Annotated in this window: 15 protein-coding genes; 4 read left to right on the top strand and 11 right to left on the bottom strand. The window is 59.1% G+C overall.

What is annotated here, in order from left to right:
* From ACKI2N_RS32615 to ACKI2N_RS32590, 6 genes are all read right to left on the bottom strand, one after another.
* Positions 1 to 1,014: a YqaJ viral recombinase family protein gene (locus ACKI2N_RS32615; RefSeq protein WP_420996521.1), complete on the bottom strand. Its 1,014-nt coding sequence runs from the start codon at positions 1,012 to 1,014 to the stop codon at positions 1 to 3.
* Positions 1,015 to 1,115: 101 nt separating this feature from the next.
* A complete protein-coding gene (locus tag ACKI2N_RS32610) occupies positions 1,116 to 2,081 on the bottom strand; it encodes a DUF932 domain-containing protein (RefSeq protein WP_426990889.1) in 966 nt (321 codons plus the stop codon).
* Positions 2,082 to 2,183: 102 nt separating this feature from the next.
* A complete protein-coding gene (locus ACKI2N_RS32605) occupies positions 2,184 to 2,585 on the bottom strand; it encodes an antirestriction protein (RefSeq protein ID WP_420991428.1) in 402 nt (133 codons plus the stop codon).
* A gap of 227 nt (positions 2,586 to 2,812) precedes the next feature.
* The gene (locus ACKI2N_RS32600; RefSeq protein ID WP_426990888.1) at positions 2,813 to 3,052 is read right to left on the bottom strand and encodes a hypothetical protein; all 240 of its coding nucleotides are present in this window, start codon (positions 3,050 to 3,052) and stop codon (positions 2,813 to 2,815) included.
* A complete protein-coding gene (locus ACKI2N_RS32595) occupies positions 3,049 to 3,645 on the bottom strand; it encodes a DUF6927 domain-containing protein (RefSeq protein ID WP_426990887.1) in 597 nt (198 codons plus the stop codon). Before ACKI2N_RS32595 ends, ACKI2N_RS32600 begins: the two co-directional genes overlap by 4 nt.
* A gap of 255 nt (positions 3,646 to 3,900) precedes the next feature.
* Positions 3,901 to 4,224: a hypothetical protein gene (locus ACKI2N_RS32590; RefSeq protein ID WP_420991431.1), complete on the bottom strand. Its 324-nt coding sequence runs from the start codon at positions 4,222 to 4,224 to the stop codon at positions 3,901 to 3,903.
* Positions 4,225 to 6,001: 1,777 nt separating this feature from the next.
* Between ACKI2N_RS32590 and ACKI2N_RS32585 the strand changes: the two genes are divergently transcribed.
* Positions 6,002 to 7,039, top strand: a complete 1,038-nt coding sequence (locus tag ACKI2N_RS32585) for a LysR substrate-binding domain-containing protein (RefSeq protein ID WP_420998408.1) — start codon at positions 6,002 to 6,004, stop codon at positions 7,037 to 7,039.
* Between the two features lie 47 nt (positions 7,040 to 7,086).
* Here the strand turns inward: ACKI2N_RS32585 and ACKI2N_RS32580 are convergent, their stop codons facing one another.
* The 5 genes from ACKI2N_RS32580 to ACKI2N_RS32560 all read right to left on the bottom strand — a co-directional run bounded on the left by ACKI2N_RS32580 (position 7,087) and on the right by ACKI2N_RS32560 (position 11,817).
* Entirely contained in the window at positions 7,087 to 8,031 is a 945-nt protein-coding gene (locus ACKI2N_RS32580) for an AraC family transcriptional regulator (RefSeq protein ID WP_420998407.1), read from the bottom strand.
* Positions 8,028 to 9,065 carry a helix-turn-helix domain-containing protein gene (locus ACKI2N_RS32575; protein ID WP_420998406.1) on the bottom strand — a complete coding sequence of 346 codons (1,038 nt, stop codon included), beginning with the start codon at positions 9,063 to 9,065 and terminating at the stop codon, positions 8,028 to 8,030. The genes ACKI2N_RS32580 and ACKI2N_RS32575 overlap by 4 nt, the downstream gene beginning before the upstream one ends.
* 293 nt (positions 9,066 to 9,358) lie before the next feature.
* On the bottom strand, positions 9,359 to 10,000 hold the full coding sequence (locus tag ACKI2N_RS32570) for a glutathione S-transferase N-terminal domain-containing protein (protein WP_420998405.1): 642 nt from the start codon (positions 9,998 to 10,000) through the stop codon (positions 9,359 to 9,361).
* Between the two features lie 153 nt (positions 10,001 to 10,153).
* A complete protein-coding gene (locus tag ACKI2N_RS32565; protein ID WP_420998404.1) occupies positions 10,154 to 10,810 on the bottom strand; it encodes a LysR substrate-binding domain-containing protein in 657 nt (218 codons plus the stop codon).
* 623 nt (positions 10,811 to 11,433) lie between these two features.
* Complete coding sequence (locus ACKI2N_RS32560) at positions 11,434 to 11,817, bottom strand: LysR substrate-binding domain-containing protein (protein WP_420998403.1); 384 nt, start codon at positions 11,815 to 11,817, stop codon at positions 11,434 to 11,436.
* 240 nt (positions 11,818 to 12,057) lie between these two features.
* Here ACKI2N_RS32560 and ACKI2N_RS32555 point away from each other — a divergent pair, with 240 nt between their 5' ends.
* The 3 genes from ACKI2N_RS32555 (at position 12,058) to ACKI2N_RS32545 (ending at position 14,749) form a co-directional block, all read left to right on the top strand.
* Positions 12,058 to 12,723, top strand: a complete 666-nt coding sequence (locus ACKI2N_RS32555) for a gamma-glutamylcyclotransferase (RefSeq protein WP_420998402.1) — start codon at positions 12,058 to 12,060, stop codon at positions 12,721 to 12,723.
* Positions 12,724 to 12,805: 82 nt separating this feature from the next.
* The gene (locus ACKI2N_RS32550) at positions 12,806 to 13,798 is read left to right on the top strand and encodes a LysR substrate-binding domain-containing protein (protein WP_420998401.1); all 993 of its coding nucleotides are present in this window, start codon (positions 12,806 to 12,808) and stop codon (positions 13,796 to 13,798) included.
* Positions 13,799 to 13,936: 138 nt separating this feature from the next.
* On the top strand, positions 13,937 to 14,749 hold the full coding sequence (locus ACKI2N_RS32545; RefSeq protein WP_420998400.1) for an alpha/beta hydrolase: 813 nt from the start codon (positions 13,937 to 13,939) through the stop codon (positions 14,747 to 14,749).
* Positions 14,750 to 14,875 lie beyond the last annotated feature (126 nt).

Genomic DNA, 14,875 nt, shown 5'->3' with positions numbered 1-14,875 from the left:
TTATTGTTCCTTGTTGAGATGGATGAGGAAGCGGCGGCTTCCCGGTTTGGTGACGGCATATCGGGTTCTCAGGGCCGGGTCGTCGGTCAATAGACGTTCGAGGTCGACGCCTGCCCCGTCCTTGCTGCGTTTGTAGGAAACTTCGCCGGCCTCGAACCGGGCGCGGGAGGCATCGCCCATGGCCTGCTGGATCTCTTGCTTGAGTTGGGCCTCCTGTTTGCTTTTGGCTTCCAGTTCGGCGCGGATTTCCACGAGCTCGGCGAATGTCGCGCTCAAGCGTGGGTTTTCGGTGAAGTCCAGCGTATTGCCGACGTCGCGCGGATACAGACAGCGCAATGCGCGTTCGGCCGATTCGGAACCGTCAGCCGGGGGCGGAGTATCGCTGCTGACGAAGTGCCAGAATTGCGCTTCAAGCATGATCAAGCGGAAGATCAGTGCGTCGTCTCGCTCAATCCGATGCACTTCCAGCCGCTGACCGTTGAGCAGCACGGCCACGTCGGCTGCTGGCTTGCCGGTCACGGCAAGCTGGTGCTGTACCTGCAATTGCACGTACTCTGGTACGCCATCACGCCAAAGGCGCGCCCCAAAATCCGCAGCCGTTTTGCATTCGAGGATCTGGACGTCCGGTGCGCCAACGATCTCCCGATCGAGGTTGGCCAGCATGAAGGGGACGGTCGGATGGCGCAGGACGGCGTTGACACGTCGCACGCGATGACCGGTCTGACGCATATAAGCGGCGGCCACGACCGGTTCGAGCATGGTGCCCCAGTAGACCGGCTCCGACGTGTCAGTCGAATCCGGCCGCGGAAGATCCGCGTCGCGCCCGGTCTTGATCATCCACAGCTCAAGCTGACTCATGTAGGGGTTCAGCCCGACCGCGGCGGCGGCGTCGGAGCCGCCAATGCCGGTGCGACGTACCGCCAGCCAGTCGTCGTGGCTGAGCCCTTTGGTGTCCACCAGGCGCAGCGCGGACCGTGCTTTGCTGGAGGGTAGATCCAAAGCGAGAGTGCTCATGTCGTACTCCAAATAAAGGGTGGTCTGGTGCCGAATGCCGCACCAGACCGAGGTGTGAGAGAGAAAGAAAAGGGGGAGAGGGCGAGGGCGGGAAGTCGCGGCTAGGCAACCAGCTTGAGCGCCTCTTCCCAAGCCTTCTGCTTGATGGAAGCGCCTTGGCCGAACCAGGCCGCGTCGCGCCGATGGTCGGTGCTGCGGGCACGGCGCTGGTGATCGACGAATTCGGTCACGCTGTTGACCAGGCCCCAAGCCGTGCTCTCCGCTGAGGCCAGGTTCGACCCCATGCCGCGACCATTGAACAGCGCCAGAGCAGCTCGGATGGCGCGGTCGTTGTTTACCTTGCCGGTACGCTCGGCGGCGGGGATGACCGGGTTGCTCAGGACGCGCTGGAGAAACTTCTCGGCCGTGTAGCCGGTGACCTTGCGCTGGGACAACGCCTTCATCCGTTCCATGAAGCCATCCCAGGACGAGATCGCGACGCCCAGTTGACGCTTGACCGCCTGGGCATCGAACTGACTGCGGTGGGGGACCTTGACCGCGCCAGCGTTGTCGCCGAGCGCAATGGCAAGGGTGTTGTTGCAAACTACCCTGACGGAAGTGAATTGCGCGGTGGTCGCGAGGGACCCGTCGCATGCGGTGGCGAGTAGCAAATAGCCCTTGACCTCGTCTCGGCCGGCGAGGGAGACGCTCTGGCCGGTGCGGGCCAGGGCCCACAGCTTCTTGCCGTCCTTGAGCACGCCAGCCGTCTCCAGCTGATAGCCCCCGACTTCCGTGAGGTCGCGGTAGAACTCGAGGATCTCCGCCGGCTGGACGACTTGGTAGCGATTGGAGACCACGGACAACGGTGCCTTCGTGTCCGAGCGGTACAACACCTTCTGATCTGCAAAGGCGTGGATATGTGTGGCATCGTCGCCATCGGTGACGAAGCGGACCTGGGCCTGCTCGATGCGCCAGTTCATGCCGGCGCGTTCGGCCCAGACTTCCAGCGGTTGATGGGGGGCGAGCTTGTTGCCCAGGCCGTGCCACGGGGTTTCGTTGATGTAAGCCATGGTTTGAACGAGATGCATGACGGGTTCCTTGGAGGGGGGAATGAAAAAGCCCGGCATTGGCCGGGCTGTCGAAATAGGGAGGGGAAAATGGGGCGATGCTTCTGGCGGCGACGAGACGCCTCAGTCAATCAGCGCGAAGATATTTGCGCACTCGGGGTGCTCGAGCGCGAATTCGCGCAACTGGTGGTACTTGTCGCCGAGCGGCTCCATCCCGGGGCGGAATGACAACAAGCTGAAGGTGTAGAGGCAGGCCACAATGCCGGCCGCCTCTGCGCTCATGGTCTCGCTGGAATCGTTGTCGGGATTTTCCAGGTGGAAGGGCTTGTCCGAGTTCGGCGCCATGAAGCAGCCGCCGTTGTCGAGTTCGTAGAAGTGCCAGAGGCCGCCGTCATAGGCTTTGCAGAGCGAGCCCAGTTGAGCATAGATGTTCGGCTCGACCAACATCGCGGCGTGCAAGCCGAAATGCTGGGGCAGGAAGCCAATGCGATTGGCGCTCGGCACGAGCGTTTTGATGATTGTCATGGGGTATTCCTGTTTGGTTGCTGATCAATGCACAGAGCCCGGCAGTAGCCGGGCTCTGTGGGAAGGCGAAGGGGAGGTGTGACGCGGTGCGCCCAAGTCCTTAGGGGACGTGAGCCATCGTGGGTACGGGATGCGTGACAGAGATCCTTTCGATGAAAAGAATGCAAAAAGCCCGGTGCGAGGCCGGGCTTCAAGGTGGATTGAGAGGTAAATGCAGTAGTGGGCGATCAGGCGTCCCGGAGTTCGATTTCGTTGGCGCCACGTGTCTCCAGGTTTTGGTCGACATAGATGGGCCGGTTGTTGCCGGGCTCGGTTTCCGTCTGTTGGCCGTTCCACCACACTTCGGTGTCACCGGAGTAGACGGGTTGACCGCAGGAGTCGAAGCCGTTCACGAAGGCGCAGCCCGGGATCTGCTCGAGCGTGCCGACAATACGCAGATCGGTGCCCTTCACATAGACTTGCTTCACGAGAATGTCACCCCCGATGCGGCCAGGCGTTTCCTGACAAGCGAGCGCGGTACGGCAGCGAGGATGGAGAGCCCCGCCGCCGAGCAGACGAGCCTGGTGGCGCTAGTGCGGAGTACCGTGAACTCGGTGGCCTTGCCGTGTGCGCCGAAGATCAGTGGTTCGGTGAAGCGCAACACCGTACCTGGCGCCATCCGGGGGATGAGCTTGCGCGTGGCGTGGTACCGCCGGCAGGCTGCTCTCCACGCGTTTGCATGTGCACTCTCGGTGGGGGTGAGCAGGTCCAGGATTCGCTCGGGGCAACGCGCCTCGATGGGTCCCATGTCCTCGCTCATGTCCTTGTAGCCGAAGTTGTAACCGCCCGGATGCTTCGCCTTGCGCATGCGCACGAGGAAGATCAATGCGAAGACGATTCGCTCGCCTGTCGTTTTCTCCACGCGTTCGACAGCGGCATACCAGGTACTAGCATGAACGAGCGCGCTCGCTAGAACCCGATAGCGATACGGCGAGTCCTCGCTCCAGCGAGTGGCCCCGTGCCGGTGGAAAAAGTCAGCGAGCGGTTCGCCCTTTGGTTTGTGCGTTTCGGTCCAGCCCATGTCAGTCCTTTTTGTTTACATCCCTGCGGCTGCCAGACGGCATACCCGATTTCGGATGCGAGTGATTGAGAGTCATTTCTCCAGTTGGTCGATGAGCGCGAAGAAGACCGCGCAGTCAGGATGCTCACGCGTATGGGCGAGGGTGATCGTGTTCATGATTACAGGGCATAGAAAGCCTAAAGCCCGGCGCTGGGGCCGGGCTCTAGGCGGGATGGAAAAAGCCAATATGGTCGGCGTGGTGTCACGCCAAGAGCGCTACTGACTCTGGCCCACGCTGAAGACGTGCTGACAATTCAGGCAGCGGAAGTTGTCGAGGACGGTATCGTCGATCGTCTGGCCGATCCGCGCGCCGGCGACGCAACCCGTGGCACCGCCCACGAGTCCGCCAATGATGGCGCCGGCAATCGCGCCGAAGGGACCGCCTGCAGAGCCGATGAGGGCCCCGGCCTCCGCGCCGCTGATGGCAGCCGAGGCACCACCTACGGCGCCGGCGATGCCGCCGATGACGCCAGCACCTTTGCGGGCGTAGTCACGCGTCTCGATGCAAAGGGAGTTGCACAGAGGGCAGGGCGGCGTCATTGCGGGCTCCGTGGGATCAGGCAAGCCAGGCGCACTGCCGTGCTGCTATCCGTGAGTCGGCAGCGCGGTGGATGCCATGAGATGGCCGTCGTTTGCCTGGTGAGCTTGCCGAAGCGAAGGCGTTGCCGGCTGGCCTCTAGGGTAACGATGACCAGAAGCGGTCGGTAAAGCGGTTGGATGGATATCACGCTGACTCCATGAAGAGAAGATTCGATGGGTAAGCCACCCCATGGCAATACCGGAGCAGGCTCGTGTCAGTGATATGGAATTGAAAATTTCTAGGATCGGCTGTGGCTGTCTAGCGAGCGACGTGGGCAATGCTGAGCGCGGCTTAATAGCTGACCGATTCGATTCCAACCTGTGAGATAGGCCGCAATGTTTGCCCACTTGGTGTGAGAAATCGACCCAGATAGTTGGGAACAGTGCTATGCGCCCCCCTTGATTGTCTGTGTAGATGGGCTCAATCGGATGAGTTCTACGACGTGCGGTTGCGCGCTTGGCAGATGCGGGGGGGGGGGGGGTTAGATGCGCAGGGCTGCGGCGGAAGCAGCGCAATCGTGTCATGGCGATCAGGATATTGAGGAATCAGAGTCCCAGCACCACACAGGGGCTGCCAGCCGGTCCGGGCCCACCATTCGACAGCGCCCAGACGCTTTTTCGGGACATTAGCGTTGCCCGTAAACTCTTTTTGCAATGACTTTCATAAACCCAAGTTAGTTCCATATTGGGACTAACGCGAGGAGCTTGCATCTGTCGAGGAAGCAGGCGCAACTCCCGGTGCGGTCCCAAACAGCACTGAAGGTCACTTATTGGGCTGGCCTTTAGGTGACTCGCTGCGGCGGCAGGGTCGCAAGCACCTCAGCAGCCCAGCAGAGCTAGCGCTTGGACTAACGCGATCCGCGGACACTCGCAACCGCTCAAACCGGGTGTGGATGCCGGCATGGCTAATTTCTTACGGACCTTCCGTACGCGCGAAGTGGCGGAAAGCAGCTTGTTGCTGGCCGCACGCGGGACGGTGAGATTTGAAAAAACGTGTTGAGCGGATGCAATACACGTGCGTACATAGGTCCGAGACTGCCAACTAGGTCACGGCACTAACGTGGCGCATAGCAGCGCACCTGCTGGACCCCCGCGCACAATGGCGAAGAGCATCCATGTCGCAAGCAACAGTGATCTATCGGAAGAGCATGGCAGACCGGACTTGAGCCCATTGGCCACTCCGTACTGGGAGGCGCATCTGGTTCTTGGGAAGGTGGGCATTTCATGGCTTGGCGAAGACTTCGCTTATTGCTGCGGCAGCGGTTGCGTGGGTCCTTTCAATTTCACGTTGCGGGGGTGAGTATGAATCAGGGTGTGGACCGTATTGAATGGCTTCGCCTCCATGCGATAGCCTCGGCAAATAACCAAGACGCCAGGATGTGGCGTTGGTTCTCGGACCGAATGGAAGAGGGCAGTCTGAAGTTTGCCAGCCGTGACGGATTCTGGACCGTGCGTGACCGCGAGCGTGTGCTTGCACGCGACCGTTCATTCGACGCCGCTATGCGTGCCGCCTTTCTTGCCATACGGGGGCTTCAGATGCCGTAGCGTCATAGCGTCTGCCATCGCGAGAATAGCGCCGCTTCCGCAGTTCGGGCTTGCAATGGCTGCAAAGGCCGCTGTGACGACTTTCCCGTGGAGGCCAGGGGGGAGCGTACCTCGGTCGTATCGAGTTTCAACAAATTTAGAGTGGAGCGTGAGCTCCGTGGGTGGGGTGGTAACTATGGATAAGTTGCAAGCTATGCAAGTCTTCACCCGCGTCGTCGAAGCGAACAGCTTTTCGCGCGCTGCAGACTCTCTCAATATCCAGCGGGGTTCCGTAACCCGGCTCATCAAAGAGCTTGAGGAGGTTCTTCATGCGCGGTTGCTCAATCGCACGACTAGAAGCCTAAGCCTAACTTCAGCAGGTGCTGCTTACTATGAACGCTGTGCTCATATACTGGCTGATCTCGAAGATGCCGAAGCGACGCTCGTTGAGGCACGACAAGTCCCGAAGGGAAAGCTGAGAGTAGACATGTTCGGAGCGATCGGTCGTCTGATCGTGATTCCGGCGCTGGCTGATTTTCATCAGCGCTTTCCCGACGTAGAGCTTACCCTTAGTCTAGGGGACCGGACAATCGACCTGGTTCAGGAGGGAATTGATTGCGCGATTCGGCTGGGCTCCCTGGAGGACTCGACGCTAGTTGCGCGTCGTATCGCAGTGACGCCACTCGTTACGATTGCAAGTCCCAGCTATCTTGAGCGCTTCGGATTTCCCAATGCCATTTGTGATTTAGAGATGCATTGCGTGGTCAATTATTGCCCGAGTGGATCTGGTCGTATGCCCTTCATGCATTTCACGGTCGACGGCAATCCGTTCAAACTGAGAATACCGTCGCGATTGGTAACCAACGATTTAGAGGCCCATCTGCGTTGCGGGGTACAGGGACTAGGGCTGGTGCAGGTGCCGCTGGCAATGGCGCATCCCTACATCACCAGTGGTGAGGTCGTTGAAGTGTTGGCAAGATGGGCGCCGACACCGTTACCAATTTCGGCTGTCTATCCGCATGGCAGACACCTTCCAGCACTAGTTCGCATCTTCGTCGACTGGATGGCCGAGCTGTTTGCCCGTGAAGATCATTCATCGTCTGCTCTCAGGCTCAGTGCAGAGAGTAACGAACGTGCGTCAGTTACCGCTAACGGACCGGCGTCGCCCCACACGGCAGCACCGCGGAGTGCACAGGTGCGGGAGGCGGGGAGTCAGGTGCCGTCCTCCCGCGGCATTCGCCAGGCTGCCTGACCCTTGGTACTTTTTCCCGCAAGCTCAATCACTACACGGCTTCGAGATCAGGTGCCTTCCGGGTCCTGGTTACCATTTAATCGTACACTACACATCCGCAGCCACACGCCCGGTGTAACCCCAACGCGGGCAGAAAAGACGCGGGTCAGGTGGCTTTGGTCTGCGAAGCCACAGGCGCGAGCCGCCTGGGACAAGCTGACGTGGCCAGTGCGGAGCAGCTGCATCGCAGCATCAAGGCGTTGCTGGATAAGCCATTGATGCGGAGTTTTCCCCGTGGTTTGACGAAACGCACGCACGAAATGATTGATGGACAGGGAACAGTGTGCGGCAACATGTTCAAGCGAAATGCTCTGGGCCAGATGAGCCAGCATAAATTCGGTTGCGCGCTTGAGTTGCCAAGGTGGCAATGCACCTTTAAGAGGCTTCGCACTCGGGTCAAGGCCGCCGTATTGCATCGCTATATATTCATGCATGGCGAGAAGTAAATGCCCAACCAGAAGTGTTTCGTTGGGAAGCCCACTGTGAAGTGCCGGCAAGAGCAATCGAGCTAGTTGGCGCATCACCGAGTCCTGGCGACCGCTTGCGGGCGGGGATCGAAGACTTTTGATGCGACGCGCCCCATGTGCATCCGCAAGCCGATCGAGCGAGTCCTGAGTGACCATGCAGTGGAACACGTCAAACGGATCGTCCATCTGCATGCGCCATTCATCCCGCATGTCGTAAATGGTCACGGTATTCTCGGCGTATGGATCGGTGGAGATCACCCGACCGTTGCACCATTGGCGTGCCAGAACAAAGTCTCGAAGTTGAAGTTGTACGAGGAAAGACGTCTCCGGCGTGTAGGTCTGCGACCTCCCTAGATTGGGGTGCTCGTAGGTCAGGTGGGCTGCTGCGAACTCACCATGGGATATGACACGCATTCCAAGGTCTGGAACGTAGCCGGTCCCGAAGATTTCCTCATAAAGCTTTGGGTAAGGAGCTGGGTTCTTCATGGGAGCTCACCAGGTGATTCATCGCGCCGGACGACGCTAGAAGGAACAAGCCTCGCCAAGTGCGCGATTTCGACATGGCCGGCCAGAGAATCGGCTTCGTCGGAGAACTTTGTGGCAGGGCAGTTTTTTTTGCGCCAAAGACCGGGGGTAATCCCCGTTCGTGCCGAGAACCATCGGTTGAAATGGCTTTGATCCGAGAAGCCGCACAGGAGGGAGATGTCCGCGAGTGATGAATCAGTGCGGCGCATCAACTCGATTGCGGCATCGACCCTGCGTTGCATGAGCCATCGGTGTGGGGTTTCGCCAGTGCTACGCGTGAATGCGCGTACAAAATGATTGACCGATAATCCACAATCCGTAGCTATTTGCTCCAGCGAGACATTGTGGCTTAAGTTCGCGAGCATAAATTCGGTCGCGCGTCTGTAGTGCCACGGGGCCAGCGCGCCCTTTAGGAGCCGGGCGTGTGGGTCGAGGTTCCCATACGCCATTGCCAAGTGCTCGTGAAGTGCGAGAAGTAGGTGCCCAACAAAAAGTTGAGGGGGCTGGGCATCCTGGACTGCTGCTGGAATGAGCAGGTCGGCGAACTGGCGAACCAAGATATCTTCGTGCCTGTGGGCGGGAGCGCAGACCAAGCGATGGATGCGCGGCGCGCCATGCGCATCCGCCAATGCATTAAGTGAATCTTGGGTCACATGACAGATGAATGACTCGAAAGGAGCGTCCAGTTTGGCTGACCACGCGTCACGCATGTCGTAGATGGACACATTATTCTCGGCGTACGGATCTGTCGCGATGCGCCTGCCGTTGCACCAGTGCTCCTTCACTTGGAGCTCGCGAAGTTGTAGCGAAATGAAGTAGGCATCCTCCTGGACATATTGTTTTGTCGTCCCGCGATAGGGCAACTCATGGCGAATGTGCGTTGCACTCATCACGCCTTTGTTGAGAACGTTGACCTCAAGACTGCGAAGGTTTTCTAAATCTACATCGAGAATATCTTTGTACAGTCGAGGATACCTGGATACTGGACGCATCATGGCACTCCGAAGTCGATATTGTCCAAGGGCCGCGACCCTGGGGTCGCAACTCGGTGTTTCGTGTATCGAGATGGTCGCTCTGGCAGAGGCGACCATTATCATTCGTTAAGGCGAAGCCCGCCACTACCGGGCCCTTGGACCGACCACACCTGGACAAAATCACCGGTTGCTGTCGGCACTACACATGTCATCTGGCAGCCAGCGTCTACACGCCGCCCCATCACACACTAGTATCTCTGCAGCAGTCACTCGGATTGACTATGCTCTCCCTCGTAGTCGGTCGGTCGTTTCACTCAGAGAGCCTTTTCGGCTTCATGAATATTGACCATGTCGATCTCGTCCTGAATTGCCTTGATCGCCGAAGGACGAGCGTTGATGCGTGCGATATAAGCCATCAGGTTCTTCAGATGGCCAATCTGCGCGCCCGAGCGCTCGTGCCACATCGTCGCCCATACGTACGCGTCGGCCACCGTGAACTGTTCGCCGGTCAGGTAGGAGCGGCCATCGGCGAGACGCTCGTCCAGCATGGTGTATGCGACGACGAGCTTGTTGCGAGTCCACGCCGCACCGTCTTCCGTCTGCAGCTTGCGCATCAGCGGGATGTGCTTTTGCGCAATTTCTGTAGCGATGAACGTGAGTAGTTGATCCAGCTTGACGCGCTCCAACGTGCCATGCGCCGGGATCAGGCCGGTTTCCGGGTGCTGGTCTGCAAGGTACGAGGCGATGATGGTCGTTTCGGTCAACAGGTCTTGGTGCTCGTTGTCGAGCACCAACACTGGCACATACCCAAGCGGATTGACTTCAGCGAAGTTGTCGCCGTTTGACGTGCTCTTGCCAAACACATCGTAGTGAACCAACTCCGGGTTCAAGCCGATTTCATTGGCAATAATTTGGACTGCCAGCGAGCAGGTCGATTGGGCGATATAGAGTTTCATTGGTTATGTCCTTGTGGTCTCGAAAGCGTTGTGCTTCGAACCACTCGGTCCGTCGCGCCAACGGACCGAACTCTAATGATAGCCAGGACTAAGATAAACTGGCTCAACTGACTCGCTCTGTCTCTATTTTGGAGACAATATCCAATATTCAGGTTAAGGCGGGTCTGGAGCGCGGAGTGTTCCGTCGGTCATCATTGTGTTCACGAACTCGGCGAAAGCAAGCCGCTCGGGACGAGCGACTGAGTTCTCGGTCCATACCAGTCGGAATGTGTGCCGGTTCCGCGTGTGGGGTTCCAAGACGGCCTCCAGCGTTCCGGCCTGAAGCGCATCCCGCACCGAGAACTCTGACATGCAGGTCAATCCCAGCCCCTCGAGCGCGAAATGCAGCCGAGCTTCATTGCTATTGCAGATAACGCGCGGCACCAACAGCGGCGGCTGTTCGTCTTCTGCGAGAAGCAGTGGCCAGTGCATGAGCTGACCGTTATGCGGCAATCTGTATTGGACGATGGCATGGTCGGCCAGATCGCTAGGGCGCACGGGGCGGCCATGCCGGGACAGATAGTCGGGGGACCCCACGACGAATAACGGGAAGCTGCCGAGCTCGCATGACGCCAGGCTGTCATCCTCGACGTTCCCCGTCCGGATGACCACGTCGTAACCCTCTTCCACGAGTTTGACCTTGCGATTGTCGCAGTCGATATCGAGCTCGATCTCGGGATGCGCGAACTGGAACGCAGTTAGCGCCGGCAGGAACTGGACGCTGACTAGCGGGATGCTGACCCGAAGTTGCGAGCGGGGAATTTGCGCCATGTCTATTTCCGTCCGCTTGCGAAGGACTCCAAACAATCTCCCGCACTGGAGAAACCGGCGGGCGCGCAACTTCGGAGGTGCACTTATCAGCATTATATTGCACCGCCGATCTTGGAAGTGTTGCCACTCTGTATGGGAAAAGTATCAGGAGATTACGGCTTTGTCCGCCACTTCGATCACTCAATGTCGCCATGGTGGATACAGATTGTATCCATCGAAGGGCTTTATCGCGGGGAACGAAATCGATACGTTGGTGGCATCTGCCGTTACAGGGCTCGCGAGTGCGCCCCCCGATCCTTCTGCGATGACCACTGAATTCGAACTGCCAGCAACGGCTTCATGGCCGGTGTCGCTTTGTAGATCGACGGCGGCAATAATGCGTAGGGGTTGGCTCACACGCTTTGGGTGGGCTGCACATTGTCCTATCGCTGCAGAAACGCCACGATTTGATTCAGCACGGCGCGCGTCTTAGCAGGCATTTTGAGGCCAAGCGGGATCATGGCGTGCACCGGCGGCCTAAGGACATCGCAGGTGGGAAGGACATGGGCCAACCGGCTAGCGTCGCATGCGGCCGGGCGACGCGGTCGTGGATTTGTGTGAGGCCGAAGCCCTGCACAGTCGTTTTAACCAAGCACGGGATTAAGCGACAGTTCCTTGATATGCGGGCCGTCTGCCATCTTCCAGGGCCGCAAGCGGCCCGTGGGCACGCGAAATACGATGGTGTCGTGACCCGGTAGGTCCGCCGCGGAGCGGATTTCGGCACGCTGACTCAGATAAGCGGGCGCGGCGTAGAGTGCCAGGCGCAAATCGCATAGCTTCCGCACGGTCATCTCGCCGTCGTTTGGTAATTCGCCGATGCGCACAACGATATCCCAGCCTTCGGCGACGGGATCAGACATACGGTCGGTGAGCGCGAGTTCATAGCTCAGGCGAGGGTATTTCACGCGAAGTTCGGCAAGCGCGGGAAACAGAATGCGCCCGAAGCCGGCAAGCAGATCGAGCCACACTTTGCCGATGGGCTCAGCGCGTCGAGCTGCCAATGCCTGGCCAGCCTCGCGCAGTCTTCAAGAGCGGTCTCCGAAACGGATGCATCTATGCGCTCTGACATTGTGTCCTGCTGGGAGACAAAGAAACTCACATTAGCATGTTTATCAGCTTTCTTCCGACAACAATAATGCGGATATACCTGCGACATCAGCAGACCGATTCGGGATCCCGCTCGGCCGCATTGGCAAGAGAGAGAGAACATGTTCACCAGAGAATCAATTCATTCGGGCGCGTGGCTGGGAGGCTTAGACCTTCCCAATGCCCTTGTTTGGACCCAAGCCCAGATCGACGCCTCGCTGGCTGCCGCGATGCGCTCCAAGCCTCCCGGCGAGGACATCTGGGTCTTCGCCTATGGATCTCTGATGTGGAACCCATTGCTCAACTTCGACAGGCGTGAAGTGGCGACACTTCACGGTTGGCGCCGCAGCTTCTGTCTTCGGATAGTGGCAGGGCGCGCGTCGTCCGAGGTGCCCGGAAGAATGCTGGCTCTCGAACAAGGAGGCACCACGCAAGGCGTGGCGCTGCGTCTCGCCGCGGGACACCTCGACGAGGACCTCCGGGTTCTCTGGATGCGCGAAATGATCGTGGGCTCTTACGTGCCGACCTGGGCATCGTTGGAGTTAGGGGACGGCTCGCGCGTGAACGGCATCGTGTTTGTCGCCAATACAGCGGGCATCCAATACGAGCGCGATGCGAGCGTGGGAAGCATCTCATCAATCGTTGCCGGCGCCAAAGGGTCGTTGGGGTCCAACGCGGAGTACGTGCACAAGCTGGACCGCGCGCTTTCCGATTGCGGGTTGAGGGATCAATACATCGCCGATCTCGCCAAAGCGCTCCGCCAGAACTCCAACGGAACGTCGCCTTAACGTCCGCCCAGCCCCGAAATTCCCCACTCTAGAAACACATGTGCGTCGTATTGGCAGCGGCACATTGCACATCGTTAGGATCATGGACAAGCTTCAAGCAATGCGGGTGTTCACCCGGGTTGTCGAGACCAACAGTTTCTCGCGGGCCGCCGAGTCGATGGACCTCCCGAAGGGGTCGGTGACCCGCCTGATTAAGGAGCTGGAGGCCTACCTCGATACGCGATTGTTGAACCGCAACACGCGGAGCCTCAGCTTAACTTCCGGGGGCGCGGCGTATTACGAGCAATGTGCACGGATCCTCGCCGAGATTGACGAAGCGGAAGCCCCCTTCACAGAGGCGCCACGCGCGCCCAAGGGTAAGTTGCGCGTCGACATGCCGAGTTCCGTCGGACGCCTCATCGTAGTGCCAGCGCTCGACGAATTCCGAGCTAAGTACCCGGACGTCGATCTGACGCTTGGCTTTGGCGACCGGCTGGTGGACTTGGTGCATGAAGGCATTGACTGCACCTTGCGCATTGGCAATCTCGGCGATTCCACGCTAGTGGCGCGGCGCGTCGGCTTGTTTCACCTGCTGACGGCTGCCAGCCCTGGTTATATCCGCGAGTTCGGTGTTCCTAAATCACCACATTTACTCGAGGGGCATCGCGCGGTGAACTACTTCTCGAGTCGTACTGGTCGCATGATAAACATGAACTTCCAGATGGCCGGTGAGGCGATAACCGTCAAGGTGCCTTCAACGCTCGCTGCAAACGACGGCGATGCCCATCTGTTGTGCGGGCTCAAGGGCTTCGGTCTCATCCAGATTCCGCGCATCTTGGCGCAGCCCCACCTCGATAACGGTGAGCTGGTCGAAGTGCTGTCGGATTGGAACCCCGCACCCCTTCCTATTTCGGCGGTGTTCCCGCAGAGCCGCCATCTCTCGCCGCAAGTGCGGGCCTTCGTGACCTGGGTCTCTGAGACTTTCGAGCGCTGCACGTCATTGCGACCCGAGTCGTCCCATCAAGCAAACCAACGTGATGCCGGGTTGCAGTTCCTGAGGGGCCCCCTCTATGGGGGCATCATTCACGGAATATGAAAAGTCTTCCATTGCCGCTGCCAATTATCTTCTTGCGCACAAGCAGTACAGTTCGAGCCGTGCACTGGATGGGAGAGTCGGTCGACTCGTGTAAGACCCTCCAGGTTCCTGGCAGCAGATACGAACACTGGCGCAACAATGCATTCAAATCTCGAGATACAGGAAGTACCCATTTCCGGGTATGCGCAGCACATCACCTTGCGCTGCTATCGACCGAAGTTTGAAAAAGCGACCGTGCCGATCCTGGTGTATTGCCACGGCGGTGGATTCGTCGACGGCGACCTCGACGAGTCCGACTACCAGGCGTCGGTGCTGGCAGAGCAGATTCGTGCCTGGGTTGTGTCGGTGGGCTACTCGTTAGCTCCAGCGTATCCATTCCCCGCGGCGCCGGAGGATGTCTATTTGGCGTTGCAATGGGCAATTGAACATGCGTGGCAGTCCCAGGCCGATAGCCGTCGGATTGCCGTAGCGGGGCATGACGCGGGAGCAAGCATCGCAACTGGCGTTGCTGCAATGGCTCGAGACCGCGGTGTGGTTAGCCTGGCTGCCCAGGCGTTGATTGCTCCCCTGCTGGATCCGAGCATCACACGACTAACAGACGGGCCGGCGAACCCCGGTCCGGAGGCGGATCCTCTTAAACGTGCGCGTCAATACAAGGCTTATTTGCCGGGGACGGCGCAGTGCGTCCACCCGTACGCGGCGCCACTCGACTCTCGCCGCTTGGCGGGGTTGCCGCCGACGCTCATCGCCAGTGCCGAGCGCGATGGCGCGAAGAGTGAAGGGGAGCAATATGCAGGGCGGTTGATTGTGGCAGGTGTGTCGACAGAAGCACGCCGATATTCAGGCGTATGCCACGCCGAACTGCCGAACAGTTCTGCGGCACTCGACGACGTAGCAGGCTTCCTGCGTCGTCATCTGGCAACAAGAATCGGCCGCGCATCGACCCGATGAGCCGAGTTGCTTACACAGGATAACTACCTAGTTTCAACAGACGCCGCCACACCCCTTCTTGCGTATTGTATCCATAGACGACACAAAGTGACCAAAAAACCAGTCTTTATTCGCGGCTTCGCGCGA

It is taken from the genome of Cupriavidus sp. 30B13 (genome assembly GCF_049059565.2).
GTDB lineage: Bacteria > Pseudomonadota > Gammaproteobacteria > Burkholderiales > Burkholderiaceae > Cupriavidus.
This window is presented reverse-complemented; position numbering and strand designations above follow the sequence as displayed.